This is a genomic window from Fructobacillus papyriferae, from assembly GCF_018437225.1.
GTDB lineage: Bacteria > Bacillota > Bacilli > Lactobacillales > Lactobacillaceae > Fructobacillus > Fructobacillus papyriferae.
Window position 1 is genome coordinate 39119 of record NZ_JAAMFI010000001.1, and the last position, 17001, is coordinate 56119.

A 17001-nucleotide genomic window follows, 5' to 3' on the forward strand; every position below is an offset into this window, starting at 1 on the left:
GCTGCGCAAAGGAAAAGCACTTTCGATTGTATCGAAAGTGCTTTTTTGTTTGGCTCTTGAGAGCTTCCGAAAAACTGCCAGGCTACTTGAAACAGATATCCCAAAAATAAGCAAGCAAAAGGTTCAGTTAGGCTGCTATTTGATTGGCAACACGTTGTGTGGGAGGGTGCTATATTGTGGATGTTAGCTAACACGTATTCATTGGTCTGTCAGTAGAAAGTTGTGAAGAAGGAGGAAATTATGAAAAATAAGATTTCAATTGCTAGTGATGTTGAATTGAAAAGTGTGGTCGCCGGTAGTGGCCGTGGCATGCTATGGGCAGATACTTTTTCTGGAAAAGGCCGCAAGGGACGTAATGATTTTTATAAGGGATTTATTGATGGGTTTCTAGGACGTTAATTGGAGGAATTAAATGTTGAAATTGACTGATAAGGATTTATTAGCAGTAAGTGGTGGAAGTAAAAAAGACTATCGCGCCGGATATGCCTTTGGAAAGCTTATGAGTGGGGTGGCAACCTTGGGTAGAAGTTTCCTTTAAACTGATTTTTAAAATAACATGTTGAAAAAAGAGGCTGACGAATTGGCGAAAGCGATTTGCCGGCCTTTTATTCCGAGAAAGGCAAAAAATGAAAACGTTTAATTTTTTTAAAACAACTGGGCAGCTGATCATTTTAATTTTACTAATCGTATTTTTAATTCTGATAGCGAAAATAGAATTGATCTCTGACTCGATCCTTAATAGTTTTGTGGCTCTTGTCTTATATGTACTTGGCATCATTTTGTCAGTATTTTTAATTCGGAAATTTCTAAAAGTTGATTTAACTTTTAGCCGATTAAACCGTTTCGATTGGAAGGTGATTGTCCAAAATTATATTAGCCAGATTATTTTGATCTCTTTTATCTTTGGGTTAATGATGCTTTTTAAATTAAATGGCGCTAACGTGAATCAGAAAAATATCGTGACTGAATTTCTTGGGTCGAATCCCTTTAGCTTATTTTGTTTTATTTTCACAACGGTAGTTTTGGCGCCAATATTTGAAGAGCTTGTCTTTCGAGCTTTTTTGATGAACGTATTTTCTAGAAAGTCTTTGACTATTACTAGTTCAGTGATTTCGGCTACGGCGTTCTCTTTCCTCCATCTTCCAGGGTATTTCATTTCTCTTGATAATCTGTATCCGTTTTTGATTTATTTCGTGATTGGACTATCCTTTGCCACTGCTTATCGTCAGACGAAAAAAATATCAGCAAGTATTGTTTTACACGGTATGAATAATCTTTTTTCAACGGGGCTGATACTATTTACTATGTGGCTGGAGCATCTAGCAAGCGCATAATGCAAGGATTTTATTTTGTAAACAGTAGAAAGCAGGCGCTATGAGATTTAGATACTTATCGCAAGTCGACGAGCGGGATTGCGGAGCGGCTTGTTTAGCGATGGTTGCTGCAACATTTGGTCAAGAAAGATCAATCGCAGAAATTCGAAAATTAGTGAAAACCAACCTAGAGGGAACGACAGCTCTAGGATTAAAGAAGGGGGCGGAAAAACTCGATTTCACTGTTCAAGCATTTCGTACAGGTATGTCGATGTTCGAAGATTCGAAAGGGTTATCCTATCCATTTATCGTACACGTGCAAAAGCCAGATAATGGGCAGCTTTTTGAACATTATTGTGTGATTTATCGTGTAGCGAAAGATAAAATCTTTATCGCTGATCCGGATCCGAATGTCAAAAAGAAGTCGATGACTTTTGATGAGTTTGCTGAACAATGGACGGGAATTGCTCTTTTCTTTGCCCCTAACCCCGCATTTAAACCTGAAAAAGGAAAAGGAAGAATTACAGGGATTTCCAAGATTATTTTTAGGCAAAAAGGATTGGTTGCTAACATTGTGGTTGCTTCTCTTTTTGTGACCTTAGTGAGTATTGTTGGTTCCTATTTCATACAGTTGCTGGTTGATGAATACATTCCAAATAATATGATGTCGACCCTTGCCATTGTGAGCCTTGGCTTGATTGTCGCATATGCTTTCCAACAAGTGATGACTTACGTACAACAATTTTTGTTAATCATTTTAGGACAGCGCCTGTCGATTGACATTATCTTGTCTTACATCAAACATTTGTTTAAATTGCCGATGACTTTTTTCTATACCCGTCGCGTGGGTGAGCTGACTTCTCGTTTCAATGATGCCAATGCTGTCATTGAGGCAGTAGCTTCATCGATGCTGTCACTCCTGATTGACGTGGCGATCGTGTTAATTATGGCAGCCGTTTTGTTGGGTTACAATGTCCGACTGTTTATGATCACAGCCATATCGATTCCGATATATGCTTTAATAGTTTTTAGCTTCGTGAGAACCTTTGAAAAATTGAATGTGAAAACGATGCGCTCTAGTGCGGATCTCGAATCATCGGTAATCGAACGTTTGAACGGGATGGAAACGATCAAGTCCTTGGGAGCTGAATCGAAAAGTTATGGTGATATTGATCAACATTATGTCCAATTTTTAAAGCACTCTTTTTCTAGATCCCGAATAACAGTGGTACAAGAATCGCTTAAAGGATTTTTGAAACTCTTTTTCCAGGTCTTAGTTCTTTGGTATGGGGCTCGTCTTGTTGTTCAGGATAAACTGACGGTGGGAGAGCTGATGGCTTACAATGCGCTACTCAGCTATTTCACTGACCCGTTGCAGACCATTATAAACCTGCAAAGTAAAATTCAAACGGCGCTTGTCGCAAGTCATCGACTAAAAGAAGTTTATGAAGTCTCTTCTGAATTTGAAAATGACGACCAAGCGTTATCGATTGAAAAAAGGCGATTAACAATTGAATGTCATGATGTTTCTTTTGAGTATCAATATCAACAGCCAATCCTTGAAGGCTTAAATTTACGAGTAGCTCCAGGTGAAAAAATCGCCTTAGTCGGCATTTCAGGTTCTGGAAAGTCAACGTTAGCAAAACTGTTTGTGCGATTTTTCGATCTAGAGAAAAATAAGGGGAAAATCACGCTAAATGGTTCTGATATTCGCCATTTAAGTAAGTTATCGCTGCGTTCCACCATCACGTACGTTCCCCAGGAAGCGCATCTTTTCACTGGAAAGATTATTGATAACTTACTCCTTGGGGCCAAGGATTCGACCACCATTGAAGAGGTTTATTGGGCGACCGAAGTAGCAGAGATTCGCTCGGATATCGAAAAGATGAGCCAGGGCTACAATAGTGAAATTAGTGATTTGGGTACTTTGTCCGGTGGCCAAAGACAGCGCTTGTCTCTTGCAAGGGCCTTACTGGCGGACTCGCCCATTATTGTCTTCGATGAGTCGACCAGTAATCTTGATTTGTTAACGGAGAAAAAGGTGGTCGATAATCTTTTATCTTTAGAGGAAAAAACCATCATTTTCGTGGCGCACCGTTTAACAATTGCAGAGCGTGTGGAACGTTTGGTGATGCTAGAAGAAGGACGAATCGTAGCGGATGGGAAGCACCAAGACTTGTTGAAAACGAATCGTGCCTACACTGCTTTAGTACAGAAATAAGCGGGGGGTGAAATATGGATGATCAATGTTATGAAAGCGTTGAATTTTATCATCGTCGATACGGTAATTTTTCTAATTGGGTGATTTGGCCGATTATTTCCTTATTAGGATGCTTAGTACTTTTTTTATGTTTTACCAAAAAAGAAATCACGATACAGGCAATTGGGCAGGTTGCTCCGAAAGAAGGTAAGAGGACAATTTTATCGCCAAGCAATTCCAAAATAGTAGTAAATCATTTGAAAGAAAATAAATTGGTTCATCGAGGCGATGTTCTTCTGCGTTTTGATCATGCGGAACGGGAAATTAGCTCGGTTAATAATCAAGAGAAAATAAAGCGGAATGATGAACATCTTGGACTTTTGAGGATGTATCAAGCAAGTGTTGAAAGTGGGCAAAATCGATTTGGAACTCAAGATGCCTTTGGGCTTTATAATCAGTACCAAGCTTATCGAAGTCAGATTGAGGAGCTCACCCTTGAGGAAGAAAATGGTTTGAATCAAATTAGCTATTCCCTAGATGAGACAAAAGAGAAAGAGCTTCAGCGACAACATCTGTCCAGAGACACCCAACAGAAACGAGAAGGCTTAAAGAACAAAACAATTGCGTCAATCAAGCAAGAAATACAAAGTCTTTCAGATAATCAATTGGATTTGAAAAGTAATCATGCTAGCGATCAACAGGCAGAAGAACTTGAAACCCTGAGGGCACCAACGGACGGCCGACTGCATTTGCGAAACGATGATTTGAGTTTAACGACAATTCCAGCAGGAACGGAAATGGCGGATATCTACCCTGATTTGAAAACAGGGACAATCGTGGATGTGCAATTTACGATACCGGCAAAAGAGGTAAAGCAGCTGAAAATTGGTCAAAAAGTCCGATTTTATGCTAACCAGAGTGGACCGAAAGCGTTACTGTTGAGAGGAAAGGTTCGACAAATTGACCAGGCACCAATAAAAACAAAAGAAGGCAACGTCTATTTAGCCAAGGCGGAGCTTGTACTCAGTACAAGAGACTATGATCAAATCCGATACGGTTTGGAAGGAAGGGTATCAATCATAACGGGAAAAATGACTTGGATGAACGATCTGAGAAAGTTGGTTTTTAAATGATTTCAAACAAAAACGACCACTTTTTTAGTGGTCGTTTTTTTGGATAAGGTCAGGCAGTTTCGATCAGTTCAGATGTGGAGTGAGTGGTGTATAGGCGAAAGGCCTTCTGTGCTTGTTCCAGTGAAAGAGGAACAGAACGGCGCATCCAAACTTCGATAAATGATGTGATGAGCGACACTAACAGTTCAACATGAAAAGAACGATCGTGAATGAGATGTTGAATATGGTGCTTTTTTAAAAAGTTTTCGCAAAGCTGGTGATTTCGTTTTCGGGTGGAACGACTCCATGATTTATCGCTGTATTCGCGTGAATAGAGGATGTGCAGAAGGGTGTAGTGCCGATGAATTTCTGGTAGAACATCTCGACAAAACGCATCCAATGGGGATGGCTCAGAAGACGAAATGGCTGAGATTTTATTTTCGATTGCGTTGTAAGTTTCGAGGACGAGTTCGAAAAAAATGCTTTGCGTGTGTGGGTACAGCTCCCGTACTTCATCTGTTCTAAGATTGCAGGCAAAGGCGACGCTTTCCAATCGAATATTCTTGTTTTCTCCAGAGGCCACGATGGAAAGGAAGGCATCCTTGATGCTCTTAACTTTTAACTGGCGACTTTTTTGTTCTTTAATATCTTGTTGGCTCATCAGTTTTTCTTTTTCAATATGGAAAAGCTCGGCAATTAAGATTTTTGTTTCTAAACTTGGTTGACTCTTTCCTTTTTCCCAAGCCGAAATGGTTTGCCGTGAGACAAAAATTTTCTCAGCGAGTGCTTGTTGAGAAAGGTGTTGCTTCGCCCTTAGGTGAAAAATAACATTCTTATCCATGTGATACTCCTTTCAAGGCCTTTTTCGACCTTAGACTAGCATGAGACCGAACCAGCAACAAGCAAAGATGTTGGTTAGGCTAGCACTTTTTGCGATATTTTTGCATAACAAAACAAAAAAGCTCTCAACGTCTAATAACGTTGAGAGCTTAATCTTGAATTCTTACATTCCAATCTCCAACACCAACGGTGCGTGATCCTGACGTGCGCCAGTGTCGACAACGTGGATGTCTTGGACTTTGTCCGCGATGCGGTTGGAGACCAAATAGTAGTCGATGCGCCAACCGGAATTGTTGATCTTAGAAGTTTTGGAGCGCTGCGCCCACCATGAATAGATGTCTGGTTCGCCTGGGTGTGCGGCGCGAAGCGTGTCCGTGTAACCGGCGTCGAGCAACTTGCTGAAGTGGGAACGTTCCTCGTCCGTGAAACCAGCCGAGTGGTGGTTTTGGTTCGGGTGCTTCAGGTCGATTTCTTCGTGCGCGACGTTGAAATCGCCGGAGAAGATGACGGGCTTTTGTTCGTTTAAGCCATTGATATAGGCGCGGTAGGCGTCGTCCCAGGATTGGCGGTCGTCCAAACGGGCGAGTTCGCCACCGGCGTTTGGCGTGTAGACTGTCGAAACAAAGCAATTATCAAATTCAGCGGTGACGATGCGGCCTTCTTGGTCCATTTCACCGGGGGCGCCGATTTCAGGATATTCGACGTTAACCGGTTCTTCTTTTGTAATCAGCATCGTGCCCGCATAAGATTTGCGAGCAGAAGATGAGTTCGTGTAAAAGTGGTAGCCGGGGAAAAGCTCTTCCAGGGCTTCTCTTTGCTTCTTCGTCAACCCATCGACCTTGAGCTTCGTCTCCTGGATGGCGACGACGTCGGGTTTTTTTGAAGCGATGCCCTTCAGCACGTCCCAAGTCATGAGCCCGCGGTCGGACTTGTGTTCGACGGCAGCGTTGATGGAGTCAATGTTCCAAGAAATCAATTTCATGTTGTGTTCTTCCTTTATTTACAATAATGCCCGCTGGCAAATGACTAAACGACAGTCATTCTTCTGATAACTTCTTCATATAAGCCGGAATTTTTTCAGCAATTTTAGAAGGTAACGTGACGTAGGCTTTTTGGCTTAATTCTTCTGCGATAGCCGAATGGCAGTAAACAGCCGCCAAAACGGCTGAAGAAGTAGGCGCAAATTGTGCGGCAAAGCCCGCGATCATTCCGGCTAATGTGTCGCCCATGCCCCCGGTTGCCTGGTAAGGGCCGCCAACGGTTAACTGGTAGACATCATCTTTCAAGTATACCTGCGTCGCTTCGGATTTCAAAACGAGAGCTGGGGTCTTGTTGTTGGCCGAAGTATTTGACTCAGTTGGTGCTAATCGTTGCAAGGCGGCCTGATTTGTTTCTTGGTTGACTTGTTCTGCGATGGCCACGCCAGACAAGCGTTGCCACTCCATCTGGTGTGGGGTCAAGACGAGCTGGCTAGCATCAGGTAAGGCAAGATCGAACGCTGCCATCATCGACAAAGCGGAACCATCGACGATTAGCGTCTGTTCGGAAGAAATTGCTGAGAAGCAGGTTTCTAAGACATCTCTTTCGTCGCCTAGGCCCGATCCGATCAAGATGACGTCGGCTTTTTTAACATAGGCCGCTAAATTATCTCGATAATTCACAACCATCGCTTCGGGCAGACGGGCATGGATGGCGGTTTTGTTGGTCAAATCCGTTGCGACCGTGACCAAACCAGCGCCTGACTGAACGGCCGCTTGCGCGTTCATGATGGCGGCACCACCAAATTGGTGGTTACCAGCAATAATTAAAACGCGGCCATAATTGCCTTTGTGGCTATGTGCAGGCCGTGGCCGAACAACCGAAGCGGCAATTGTTTTGGAAATTTTTTTCATAAAGAATTTGGCCTCCTATACACATTTTAACGCGCAGACGTGTATAATAAAAATTAGTTTATGAGAAAATTATGAAAAAGTTAGCTTACTTCTTTTCCAAATGATCTGTGGATCTTTTAATTAGATAAAAGCAATGATTTCGTATATTAAAAGGAGGCGACGGCAATGGTCGATTGGCAGTTAAAAGCAAAGCAAGAAGAGGCCGCTTATTTGGCGGATTTAGCGGATTATTTGGCAATTCCGTCCGTTCGTGACGATAGCAAGGCTACCCAAGATGCGCCACTCGGACCCGGTCCGAAGGCGGCTTTGGAACACATGCTGTCCCTAGCGGATCGTGATGGATTTACCACAAAGAATATTGACAATGTGGTCGGCTATATTGAAATTGGTCCCAAGGACAGTGAAGAATACGTGGCGCTTTTGGCTCACGTTGATGTGATGCCGGCTGGTGAAGGCTGGGCCACAGATCCCTTTACGGCCGTCATTGAGGATGGCAAAGTCATTGCACGTGGGGCCTCTGATGACAAGGGGCCTGGCTTGGCTGCTTACTATGCCTTCAAAATGATTCGTGACCTGAATTTGCCGTTGAAACGCCGTGTTCGTTTGATCTTTGGAACGGATGAAGAAAACGACTGGACGGGAATGACTCGTTACTTTGAAGTCGAACCGGCACCAGCCTTTGGCTTCTCGCCTGACGCGGAATATCCAATCATCAATGGGGAAAAGGGAAATGTTCAGGTCAATGTTACGGCCGCTGGAACTAATGGCGGTAAAGTTACTTTGCTCAACTTCGAATCTGGATTGCGGACGAACATGGTACCTGGGGTGGCACGCGCCACAGTCGCGGGGCTTTCATTTGATGAAGCGGATCAGGACTTTTCGGCTTACCTGAAAGCTCACCCACAAATTCAAGGAAAGGTTAGCCTTGATGGTGACGAAGTTTCCTTTGAATTGATCGGTAAGCAGGTACATGGTTCTTTGCCAGAAACGGGCGAAAACGCCGGTACCTATCTGGCACATTTCTTGGAACAATATGAATTTGGCGGATCGGCTGCTGGTTTCTTGGCCTTCTTGGGTACCTGGTCACACGATGATCCAACGGGTCGTCAGCTCGGTGTTGCTTTCGAAGACGACGTGATGGGCGCTCTTTCGATGAACGTCGGCATCATCCGCTTCGATGAAGAAAACGGCGCCTTCATCAACTATAACTTCCGCTATCCAAAGGGAATAAGTCCAGATTTCATTCGCGGTCAACTGGCATCAGATGTGGCCAACTGGCCGCATGAAGCGACAATTGGTGGTCACGCCCAAGTGCCACACTACGTCGCACCGAAAGATCCCGTGGTGCAGACACTTTTGTCGATTTACCACGACCAAACTGGCCTGCCTGCCCATGACCAAGTCATTGGTGGTGGTACCTATGGCCGGTTGATGGAACGCGGCGTGGCCTTCGGCGCACTCTTCCCTGATTCACCCGAGACGATGCACCAAGTCAATGAATTTGCTCTTGTAGATGATCTAGTGCGCTCAATGGGCATTTACGGACAAGCCATTGTTGAATTGGCTAATTTGAAAGAATAAGGGCGGCCGAAAAGTAGCCGCGCGGCACGCTTTCCTGACTAAAAACGATACAAAAAAGCATCCCATCATGGGATGCTTTTTTTGGTGGTGTTAGTCGACTACTGGTTCTTTGGTTTCTTTGAATACGTAGATTTTAGCTAAATAGTAATTTGGAATAAGCAATAGTGCGTTACGGGTGATGTTAACGTAGAAGTCGTCAAAGTGCAGAATCTGCACGCCCAGCCACATGATGACAAGGCCCAGCCAGAAAGTCAGGCCACGCGATAAGTAGTAATTGATGATTTCTGGGACCAGCTTCCAGCCAGTCACTTTGGATTCGAAGACCCACTGTCGATTAGTGACGTAAGCGAAAAGAACAGCGATTGCCCAGGCTAAGGTATACGAAATGGAATAGTTGGCCACCTTGGCGATTAAGCCATAAGAAAACATATTAACCAAAAAAGTACCGAAACCCAAAAAAAGGTAGAGGAGAATTTTATGGTATTTTTGAAGCAGTCGTTTCACCATGGCCTGTCCTTTTTAAATATAGCTCTAGATTTATATACCATGATAACAAAATTTGTTCTAAAAAGGTTTATTTGGCCATAGATTAGAAAGAATGCCGGTTATAATTGAAATTTAATGGCCCGAAACCTTGAGATAATCGGCTAGATAGTCTAAAATTAATAGGAAGAAATGACTTGGAGGATTTGATATGTCTAAATGGACAGCAGCTGCGGATGCAAACCGTGGTACGTTAGAATTTTCAATTGCACAAGAAGACGTGCAAAAGGGCTTGAAGGCCGCTTTTGAAAAGAACAAGAACAAGATTGCGGTTCCTGGATTCCGTAAGGGGAAGGTGCCAATGTCACTGTTCTTGCAAAAGTTCGGTGAAGAAGCCTTGTACCAAGACGTGATGGACATCGTTTTGCCAGCCGCTTACCAAGCTGCGGTTGCAGAAGCTGGTATCACGGTTGTTGGACAACCTGACATTGCCCCAGTTTCAATGGACAAGGGTGCTGATTGGCAAATGAAGGCTGAAGTGGCCGTTGCCCCAGAAATCAAGTTGGGTGACTACACGGGCTTGACTGTTGAAAAGCAAGACGCAACGGTTTCAGACGAAGACGTTGATGCTGAAATCAAGCGCATGCAAGAAAACCAAGCCGAATTGGTTTTGCAGCCAGAAGGCACGAAGGCTGAAAAGGGTGACACGGTTGTCATCGACTTCGATGGTTCAATTGATGGTGATCACTTCGAAGGTGGTCAATCAAAGGATTACTCACTTGAATTAGGTTCCGGTTCATTTATCCCTGGCTTCGAAGACCAATTGGTTGGTCACGTTGCCGGTGACGATGTGGACGTGAAGGTAACTTTCCCAGAAGAATACCAAGCCAAGGATTTGGCTGGTAAGGAAGCTTTGTTTGAAGTAAAGCTTCACGAAATCAAGCGCAAGTCATTGCCTGAATTGGACGATGAATTTGCCAAGGATGTTGACGAAGACGTTGACACGCTTGCTGAATTGAAGGAAAAGACGAAGAAGAACTTGGAAGAAGCTCGTAAGCAAGCAGCCAAGGATGCTTTCGAAGACGCAGCCGTTGAAGCTGCTGTTAAGAACGCCGAAGTTGTCGGTGGGGACATTCCACAAGCCATGGTTGATGAAGACGTGAACCGTCAAATGCAACAATACCTTGGTCAATTGCAACAACAAGGAATTTCACCACAGATGTTCTTCCAAATCTCAGGTCAAACTGAAGATTCATTGAAGGAACAATTCGCCGAAGGTGCCGACACGCGTGTTAAGACGAACTTGGTATTGGAAGCCATCGTGAAGAAGGAAAACTTCGAACCTTCAGATGAAGAAGTGGCTACTGAAGTGAAGGACTTGGCTTCACAGTACAACATCTCTGAAGAACAAGTTAAGCAATCCTTGTCTGATTCATTGTTGAAGCATGACATCGCCATGAAGCAAGCGGTTGACAAGATCGTTTCTTCTGCAAAGGCAAAGTAAACGAAAAAAGCCCGTTTCGGGCTTTTTTTCTTAGAAAGATTTTGACGGTTGTAAAAATTTATGACCAAACAAGTAGTAAATGAAAGGACGGCTTATGACAGAGCAAAATCAAGGACCGATGGTCCACTGTTCCTTCTGTGGTAAGGATGCTGACGAAGTCAAAAAATTGGTTGCCGGGCCAGATGGCTTGTACATTTGTAATGAATGTGTTGATCTGGCTGAGCAGATCATTAAAGAAGAGATGCAAGTCGATGCCAAGCAAGAACAAATCGACTTGCCAACACCAAAACAAATCGTTGAATCGCTTGGCGACTATGTCATTGGTCAAGAAGATGCGAAGAAAACGTTGGCCGTTGCAGTGTATAATCACTACAAGCGAGTGAACGAAAACGCGCTGAAAACAACCGAAGTAGAATTGCAAAAGTCAAACATTGCCTTACTTGGACCAACGGGTTCTGGTAAAACCTACTTGGCGCAATCCTTGGCTAAGATCCTCCAGGTTCCCTTTGCTATTGCGGATGCAACAACGTTAACTGAGGCCGGATATGTCGGAGAAGACGTCGAGAATATTTTGCTGAAGCTTTTGCAAGATGCTAACTTCGACGTTGAGCAGGCACAACGAGGCATCATTTACGTTGATGAAATTGATAAGATTGCCAAAAAGTCCGAGAATGTCTCGATCACGCGTGATGTCTCTGGTGAAGGTGTCCAGCAAGCGCTTTTGAAAATGTTGGAAGGAACGGTTGCTTCTGTTCCACCTCAGGGTGGTCGGAAGCACCCGAACCAAGAACTGATCCAGGTAGATACGACCAACATTCTTTTCATTGTTGGTGGGGCATTTGCCGGTTTGGATACGATCATCAAAGAACGCTTGGGTAAGCGTGTGATCGGATTTGGTTCAGCTTCTGCAGAAAATGCGGAAGCGTTAAACGAGCCCAATATTTTGCAAAATGTCGAACCAGAAGACTTGTCAAAATTCGGCCTGATTCCAGAGTTTATCGGTCGTTTACCGATCATCACCGTCTTAGATGAGTTGACGGTTGATGATCTGACCCATATTTTGACTCAGCCAAAAAACGCCTTGGTGAAGCAATATCAGGCTTTGCTTGGTTTGGATCAGGTTGATCTTGAGTTCCAGCCGGCTGCCTTAAAAGCCATGGCGGATTTGGCGATTGCTCGTGGAACGGGTGCACGTGGTTTGCGCTCCATCATTGAAAACGTCATGAAAGACGTGATGTATGACATTCCTTCCCGTGACGATGTAGAAAAGGTCGTCATTACGAAGGCCTCTGTGGAAGCTGGTAAGGCGCCTAAGTTGGTGTTGAAGACGAAAGAGAAGGACTAAGCATGGATGTTCATAATGTGGAAATGGTCATGTCAGCTGTTTCACCTAGCCAATATCCAGAAGACGGCCGCCCGGAATTTGCTTTGGTTGGTCGTTCGAACGTCGGGAAATCTTCTTTGACCAACACGTTGATTAATCGAAAGAATTTCGCCCGGACATCTGGCCAACCAGGTAAGACGCAAACGTTGAACTTCTACGCGGTAGAAGATGCTTTGTACTTTGTCGATGTGCCGGGCTATGGCTATGCTAAGGTCTCGAAAAAGAAGCGTGAGGAATTCGGTCAGATGATCGAGACCTACATTACCTCTCGTAAGCAGTTGCGTGGGGTGATTTCTTTGGTTGACGCTAGGCACAAGCCTTCTGAAGAAGATATTATGATGTACCGGTGGTTGGATTATTACAATATTCCCATTCTTTTGGTGGCAACCAAGGCGGACAAAATTGCCCGTGGAAAACTAAACCAATCGGAGTCGGTTATCAAAAAGGCTGTCGAATATAATCCGGAAAACTCGGACTTTTGTTTCTTCTCCTCCGTAACGAAGTCGGGTAAAGAAGACGTCTGGGACTGGATTGAGAGTAAGATGTAAGGGTCTTGAAGGTAGTTTTTTACTGACAAATGACAACTAGACCATTGACGATAATGGCCTCTTGAGTACAATAGTACTTAGGAGGTCTTTTCATATGGCAGAAGATACAGCAATTTTTGCGGGTGGATGTTTCTGGTGTATGGTTGAGCCTTTTGATTCCCTACCGGGCATTAAAAAGGTTCGATCTGGCTACACTGGTGGACATGTACCAAACCCAACCTATGAAGAAGTTTGCTCGCATACGACCGGACATACCGAAGCAGTGAAAATCTGGTTTGATCCGGATAAGTTTTCCTATAAAGATTTAGTCGACCTCTATTGGCAGGTGGCTGATCCAACGGATGCGACTGGTCAATTTGCCGATCGGGGGGATACTTACCGGCCGGTGATTTTCGTGAACTCGGATGAACAAAAAAAGATTGCCGAAGAATCTAAGAAGGAATTGGAAGATTCCGGTCGTTTCGATCGGCCAATCGTGACTAAAATTGAAGACGCTAAGCCCTTCTATGAAGCAGAAGAGTACCACCAAGACTTTTATAAGAAGGATCCTTTCCGTGAGGCCATGATGATGGCACCAAGAAAGCGTTACCAACAACAGTATTGGGAGGACAAAATCAATGGCTAAGTATGATCAAGAGGAATTAAAAGCACGCTTGACTCCAGAGCAGTACGAAGTGACACAAAACGCGGGGACTGAACGACCATTTACTGGGAAATACGACCAGTGGTGGGATGATGGAATCTTTGTTGATGTTGTTTCTGGGGAACCACTTTTTTCATCGACGGATAAGTATGATTCGGGCTGTGGTTGGCCCGCCTTCACCAAAGGAATTGACGATGCCGACTTACAGGAAAACACCGATCATTCCTTTGGTATGACGCGGACCGAAGTACGCTCCCGCGACGCCAATTCGCACTTGGGACATGTCTTTCCAGACGGTCCTTCGGATAAGGGCGGTTTACGCTATTGCATTAATTCGGCTTCTCTTCGTTTTATTCCAAAGGAAGATATGGAAAAAGAGGGGTACGGTCGGTACCTGAAGTTGTTTAAGTAAAGAATCAATGAATTAAAAAGACCAGGGCGGGGTGCCCTGGTCTTTTTTCAATTAGAAAATAATTTGTTTGCAAATACTATATGGCATATAATATAGACGAGAGGAGTTACCATGGCAATTAAGGTACCAAACCAGGTCTTAGAAGCAGTCGTTTTGGAAGTCTTGATCAACGAATCGCTTTACGGCTATGCATTGACGAAGAAAATTCAAACGAAACTGAAGATCTCGGATTCAACCACCTATCCGGTGTTGCGTCGTCTGGAGAAGGCCGGTTTTGTTTCGACGCGTTCGGCTGTCTTTGCGGAACGGATTCGGAAGTACTATCAGGTAACCGATCTAGGTCAGCGTTATTTAGATGAAGTGAAGGCCGATTGGCGTCTTTTTGCTTCACAAATAAACGACCTTTTGGGAGAATAGCATGACCTATCTAGAAAAGCTCGAGCAAGCCCTTAGTGGTTTGTCAAAACAGGAGCGTCAAGAAAAAATTGACGAATGCCGCCATTATATTGAAACGCATCAGTTAGACGATGCGGCTGCTTTTCAATTATTGGGAACACCAACGGAATTAGCGGAGAAGATGCGAGCTGATGTAGCCAACAAAAAAGAGTTGTCCGAAGACGATGATGAAAAGAAATGGCTTGATCCAACAGCGCAAAAAAAAACCAAAACAAGCAAGTCTTGGCATGACACTCTGCCTTTTTGGTTGCTTGTTTTGGGCGTGCCAATTTGGATGCCCTTACTGTTAGCCCTTTTTTTGCTGCTTTGGATTTTTTCGATTGTGGCCTGGTTGATGATGTTTGCCTTTACTTTGGCTTCGGCTTTTGTCGGTATTGCTGGGGTGGTAGTGTTGCCACAAGCATTCTGGGGTGGCCTATTTTACATTGGCTCTGCGGTTTCGGCCATTGGCTTGACCGTTATCTTTACGCCCTTAGCGGTTTTCCTTTCGGTGAAAGCTACGGATTGGACGAAACGTGTTGGGCTATCTCTTTTGACAGCCGTTCGAAAGGTGGTCTTGCATGAATAAAAAAATCTTAGTTGGCTTGACCTTTGTATTGATTGGCTGTGTTTTGATGGTGACGGCCTTTTTGCAAGATGGATTTCCTGGTCCAATTTATTGGAATAACGGGCCTGTTTACTTGTCAGCAAAGGACGAAAAAGGGGAGATTGATCTGACGCCTGACCAAATAACGTCCGGTAAACAGGAGCTTTCAGCGTTGGATGTATCCGTTAAAAACGCGGATGTCCTTGTTAAATCCGGGGATCATTTTGCTGTTGTCACGGATAAAGCAGAAAAGGCCAACCTCACGGTCTCTTCTGCGGATGGGCTCGTGAAGATCACAAGCGATGATAAGCCGAACTGGACGATCGGTTTAAATAACCTGAATAGTCATAAGATTGTGATCACGGTTCCAGAAAAGACGACATTGAAAAAGTTAGCTTTGGCCAACATCAATGGGGATCTGACGATTCAAAACCAGAAAGTGAATCAATTATTGTTAGATGAAGAAAACGGCGATATTCGTCTGTCCGATAGTAAGGTGCTGCTTTCGGGCTCGGTCGAAAATCGTGCTGGTGACACCATCGTTAAACGTTCAACCTTACCAAAGCTAAAGACATACAGTCGCTATGGCGATATTAACGTGACGAACAGCTACCAAAATGTGCCAGCTGATCAAGCGGTCTTTAGTTTCCGGTCGTCGCTTGGCGATATTTCGTTGACGTAAAGGGTCCTGTATTTTTTATCCTATAAAATTAGATGAATGAAAGGCGAGCAAGCGATGCCCGCCTTTTTTTATCAATGGGCTCGCTGTGCTGCGCGCTTTTTAACATCTCTGGTATAATAGAAGCAATTCTTCCATCATCAGATGGCAATCGGTAGGAGAACATGGTTAAAGCAAATTTAGTCAAAGAAAATCTGACAGGTGACCATATTGGGGTCTTTTTCGGGACGTTGGCTCCAATGCACATCGGCCACCAAGCTGAAATTTATAAGGCCGCTGCTTTAAACGATGGCGTGGTCGTGATTACGTCCGGCTACACTGGGGATCGTGGTGACCAGATTGGTTTGCCTGTTGAAAAACGCTTTCGCTATTTACGCGAGGCTTTCAACGACGAAAGTGCGATCAAAGTTGATTACATTAATGAAGACGATATCCCGCAGATGCCAAATGGTTGGCAGGAGTGGACGGCCAGGTTAACGTCGACGATTAGGCGAAACATCACGAACCCAAACGCACACATTACCTTGTACACCGGCGAAGCTGACTACAAAGAAATGCTTGAAAAATTACTTCCAGACGACGGTCATTGGTCAGTATCGTTGATGGATCGTACGATTTTGAAGGTTTCGGCGACGGCGGTTCGTAAGGATCCGTTAGGTAATTGGGATTATATTAACCGTGTCTTTCGTCGACATTTTGCCAAGAAAATTTTGGTTGTTGGCGCGCCAAAGACAGGTAAATCGACATTGACTCGCCGTTTAGCGCGAACGTCAAACTCGCCATTTTCTGTCGAATTTTCAAGAACCTATCAGGAAAAGTCAAACGTCTTTGATTCTGAGTTGCTCTTAAAAGATTACTCCCGTATTATTCAGGGACAATACGATGCCAATTCAGCCGAAATTAATTCGCCAGCCAATAACGGACTGACTTTTTTTGACACCGATGCCATGGTGACAATGGCTGAAACGCGTTTGTGGTTGGACCAAGAAGAAGCAAACAAGCTGAAGGCCCTTTTTGATACCACAATTGCGGAAGAGGAGCTCGATTTGATCCTCGTCATTCCGCCAATGGTAGCCGTACAAAACGGGGCAGACAAACGGCGCTCGTTGGCCTTTGATCAGAATTTGTGGCAAGTTTTGAAAGAGTATGGCTTTTTGGATAAGACGGTTTTGCTCGACCGAAAAGGTGATAAAGATGATCCCTTCGGCTATTATGCGCGCTATTTACAGGCGCTTGAAATTATTGAAAAACGGGTTGGGGTTAACCTAACCAAAGTCTAAGGAAAGGACTTGCCCTTGGGCAGGTCCTTTTGTCAGAGTAATCAAAAAGAAAAGACAGAAATTGTCGAATAAACCCAGAAAGGAGCAA

General features: G+C 44.2%; 19 protein-coding genes. 15 read left to right on the forward strand and 4 right to left on the reverse strand.

Annotation, left to right across the window (positions count from 1 at the left end; genetic code table 11):
• Positions 1-240: 240 nt before the first annotated feature.
• The 5 genes from G6R27_RS00240 (at position 241) to G6R27_RS00255 (ending at position 4646) form a co-directional block, all read left to right on the forward strand.
• Positions 241-399, forward strand: a complete 159-nt coding sequence (locus G6R27_RS00240) for a hypothetical protein (protein WP_213819084.1) — start codon at positions 241-243, stop codon at positions 397-399.
• A 13-nt stretch (positions 400-412) separates the two neighbouring features.
• Complete coding sequence (locus tag G6R27_RS06380) at positions 413-538, forward strand: hypothetical protein (protein ID WP_274381116.1); 126 nt, start codon at positions 413-415, stop codon at positions 536-538.
• Positions 539-626: 88 nt separating this feature from the next.
• Positions 627-1334 (forward strand): CPBP family intramembrane glutamic endopeptidase, encoded by a 708-nt coding sequence (locus G6R27_RS00245; RefSeq protein WP_213819085.1) that lies wholly within the window; start codon positions 627-629, stop codon positions 1332-1334.
• A gap of 40 nt (positions 1335-1374) precedes the next feature.
• Positions 1375-3534: a peptide cleavage/export ABC transporter gene (locus G6R27_RS00250; protein WP_213819086.1), complete on the forward strand. Its 2160-nt coding sequence runs from the start codon at positions 1375-1377 to the stop codon at positions 3532-3534.
• Positions 3535-3548: 14 nt separating this feature from the next.
• Positions 3549-4646, forward strand: coding sequence for an HlyD family efflux transporter periplasmic adaptor subunit (locus tag G6R27_RS00255; protein WP_213819087.1), 1098 nt, complete (start codon positions 3549-3551; stop codon positions 4644-4646).
• A 49-nt stretch (positions 4647-4695) separates the two neighbouring features.
• Here the strand turns inward: G6R27_RS00255 and G6R27_RS00260 are convergent, their stop codons facing one another.
• The 3 genes from G6R27_RS00260 to G6R27_RS00270 form a co-directional block, all read right to left on the reverse strand.
• Positions 4696-5466: a helix-turn-helix transcriptional regulator gene (locus tag G6R27_RS00260; protein ID WP_213819088.1), complete on the reverse strand. Its 771-nt coding sequence runs from the start codon at positions 5464-5466 to the stop codon at positions 4696-4698.
• A gap of 162 nt (positions 5467-5628) precedes the next feature.
• Positions 5629-6447, reverse strand: a complete 819-nt coding sequence (locus tag G6R27_RS00265) for an exodeoxyribonuclease III (protein WP_213819089.1) — start codon at positions 6445-6447, stop codon at positions 5629-5631.
• 55 nt (positions 6448-6502) lie between these two features.
• On the reverse strand, positions 6503-7357 hold the full coding sequence (locus G6R27_RS00270) for an NAD(P)H-hydrate dehydratase (RefSeq protein ID WP_213819090.1): 855 nt from the start codon (positions 7355-7357) through the stop codon (positions 6503-6505).
• Positions 7358-7522: 165 nt separating this feature from the next.
• Between G6R27_RS00270 and pepV the strand changes: the two genes are divergently transcribed.
• Complete coding sequence (gene pepV, locus G6R27_RS00275) at positions 7523-8938, forward strand: dipeptidase PepV (RefSeq protein WP_213819091.1); 1416 nt, start codon at positions 7523-7525, stop codon at positions 8936-8938.
• Between the two features lie 90 nt (positions 8939-9028).
• Here pepV and G6R27_RS00280 read toward each other — a convergent pair whose 3' ends face one another.
• Entirely contained in the window at positions 9029-9445 is a 417-nt protein-coding gene (locus G6R27_RS00280) for a GtrA family protein (protein ID WP_213819092.1), read from the reverse strand.
• Positions 9446-9632: 187 nt separating this feature from the next.
• Here G6R27_RS00280 and tig point away from each other — a divergent pair, with 187 nt between their 5' ends.
• From tig to G6R27_RS00325, 9 genes are all read left to right on the forward strand, one after another.
• Positions 9633-10925 (forward strand): trigger factor, encoded by a 1293-nt coding sequence (gene tig, locus G6R27_RS00285; protein ID WP_213819093.1) that lies wholly within the window; start codon positions 9633-9635, stop codon positions 10923-10925.
• Between the two features lie 94 nt (positions 10926-11019).
• Entirely contained in the window at positions 11020-12270 is a 1251-nt protein-coding gene (gene clpX, locus G6R27_RS00290; protein WP_213819094.1) for an ATP-dependent Clp protease ATP-binding subunit ClpX, read from the forward strand.
• Positions 12271-12272: 2 nt separating this feature from the next.
• The gene (yihA, locus tag G6R27_RS00295; RefSeq protein ID WP_213819095.1) at positions 12273-12857 is read left to right on the forward strand and encodes a ribosome biogenesis GTP-binding protein YihA/YsxC; all 585 of its coding nucleotides are present in this window, start codon (positions 12273-12275) and stop codon (positions 12855-12857) included.
• Between the two features lie 94 nt (positions 12858-12951).
• Positions 12952-13482 (forward strand): peptide-methionine (S)-S-oxide reductase MsrA, encoded by a 531-nt coding sequence (gene msrA / locus G6R27_RS00300; protein ID WP_213819096.1) that lies wholly within the window; start codon positions 12952-12954, stop codon positions 13480-13482.
• Complete coding sequence (gene msrB / locus G6R27_RS00305) at positions 13475-13912, forward strand: peptide-methionine (R)-S-oxide reductase MsrB (protein WP_213819097.1); 438 nt, start codon at positions 13475-13477, stop codon at positions 13910-13912. Before msrA ends, msrB begins: the two co-directional genes overlap by 8 nt.
• A 111-nt stretch (positions 13913-14023) precedes the next feature.
• Positions 14024-14329, forward strand: coding sequence for a PadR family transcriptional regulator (locus G6R27_RS00310; protein ID WP_213819098.1), 306 nt, complete (start codon positions 14024-14026; stop codon positions 14327-14329).
• 1 nt (position 14330) lies between these two features.
• Positions 14331-14936: a DUF1700 domain-containing protein gene (locus tag G6R27_RS00315; protein ID WP_213819099.1), complete on the forward strand. Its 606-nt coding sequence runs from the start codon at positions 14331-14333 to the stop codon at positions 14934-14936.
• Positions 14929-15636 carry a DUF4097 family beta strand repeat-containing protein gene (locus tag G6R27_RS00320; protein WP_213819100.1) on the forward strand — a complete coding sequence of 236 codons (708 nt, stop codon included), beginning with the start codon at positions 14929-14931 and terminating at the stop codon, positions 15634-15636. Before G6R27_RS00315 ends, G6R27_RS00320 begins: the two co-directional genes overlap by 8 nt.
• Positions 15637-15797: 161 nt before the next feature.
• Complete coding sequence (locus G6R27_RS00325) at positions 15798-16913, forward strand: AAA family ATPase (protein WP_213819101.1); 1116 nt, start codon at positions 15798-15800, stop codon at positions 16911-16913.
• The last annotated feature ends 88 nt before the right edge of the window (positions 16914-17001 follow it).

Bases quoted from the DNA above. Each gene is read 5' to 3' on its own strand.
- G6R27_RS00240 (WP_213819084.1), top strand. From the start codon at position 241: ATGAAAAATAAGATTTCAATTGCTAGTGATGTTGAATTGAAAAGTGTG.
- G6R27_RS06380 (WP_274381116.1), top strand. From the start codon at position 413: ATGTTGAAATTGACTGATAAGGATTTATTAGCAGTAAGTGGTGGAAGT.
- G6R27_RS00245 (WP_213819085.1), top strand. From the start codon at position 627: ATGAAAACGTTTAATTTTTTTAAAACAACTGGGCAGCTGATCATTTTA.
- G6R27_RS00250 (WP_213819086.1), top strand. From the start codon at position 1,375: ATGAGATTTAGATACTTATCGCAAGTCGACGAGCGGGATTGCGGAGCG.
- G6R27_RS00255 (WP_213819087.1), top strand. From the start codon at position 3,549: ATGGATGATCAATGTTATGAAAGCGTTGAATTTTATCATCGTCGATAC.
- G6R27_RS00260 (WP_213819088.1), bottom strand. From the start codon at position 5,466: ATGGATAAGAATGTTATTTTTCACCTAAGGGCGAAGCAACACCTTTCT.
- G6R27_RS00265 (WP_213819089.1), bottom strand. From the start codon at position 6,447: ATGAAATTGATTTCTTGGAACATTGACTCCATCAACGCTGCCGTCGAA.
- G6R27_RS00270 (WP_213819090.1), bottom strand. From the start codon at position 7,357: ATGAAAAAAATTTCCAAAACAATTGCCGCTTCGGTTGTTCGGCCACGG.
- pepV (WP_213819091.1), top strand. From the start codon at position 7,523: ATGGTCGATTGGCAGTTAAAAGCAAAGCAAGAAGAGGCCGCTTATTTG.
- G6R27_RS00280 (WP_213819092.1), bottom strand. From the start codon at position 9,445: ATGGTGAAACGACTGCTTCAAAAATACCATAAAATTCTCCTCTACCTT.
- tig (WP_213819093.1), top strand. From the start codon at position 9,633: ATGTCTAAATGGACAGCAGCTGCGGATGCAAACCGTGGTACGTTAGAA.
- clpX (WP_213819094.1), top strand. From the start codon at position 11,020: ATGACAGAGCAAAATCAAGGACCGATGGTCCACTGTTCCTTCTGTGGT.
- yihA (WP_213819095.1), top strand. From the start codon at position 12,273: ATGGATGTTCATAATGTGGAAATGGTCATGTCAGCTGTTTCACCTAGC.
- msrA (WP_213819096.1), top strand. From the start codon at position 12,952: ATGGCAGAAGATACAGCAATTTTTGCGGGTGGATGTTTCTGGTGTATG.
- msrB (WP_213819097.1), top strand. From the start codon at position 13,475: ATGGCTAAGTATGATCAAGAGGAATTAAAAGCACGCTTGACTCCAGAG.
- G6R27_RS00310 (WP_213819098.1), top strand. From the start codon at position 14,024: ATGGCAATTAAGGTACCAAACCAGGTCTTAGAAGCAGTCGTTTTGGAA.
- G6R27_RS00315 (WP_213819099.1), top strand. From the start codon at position 14,331: ATGACCTATCTAGAAAAGCTCGAGCAAGCCCTTAGTGGTTTGTCAAAA.
- G6R27_RS00320 (WP_213819100.1), top strand. From the start codon at position 14,929: ATGAATAAAAAAATCTTAGTTGGCTTGACCTTTGTATTGATTGGCTGT.
- G6R27_RS00325 (WP_213819101.1), top strand. From the start codon at position 15,798: ATGGTTAAAGCAAATTTAGTCAAAGAAAATCTGACAGGTGACCATATT.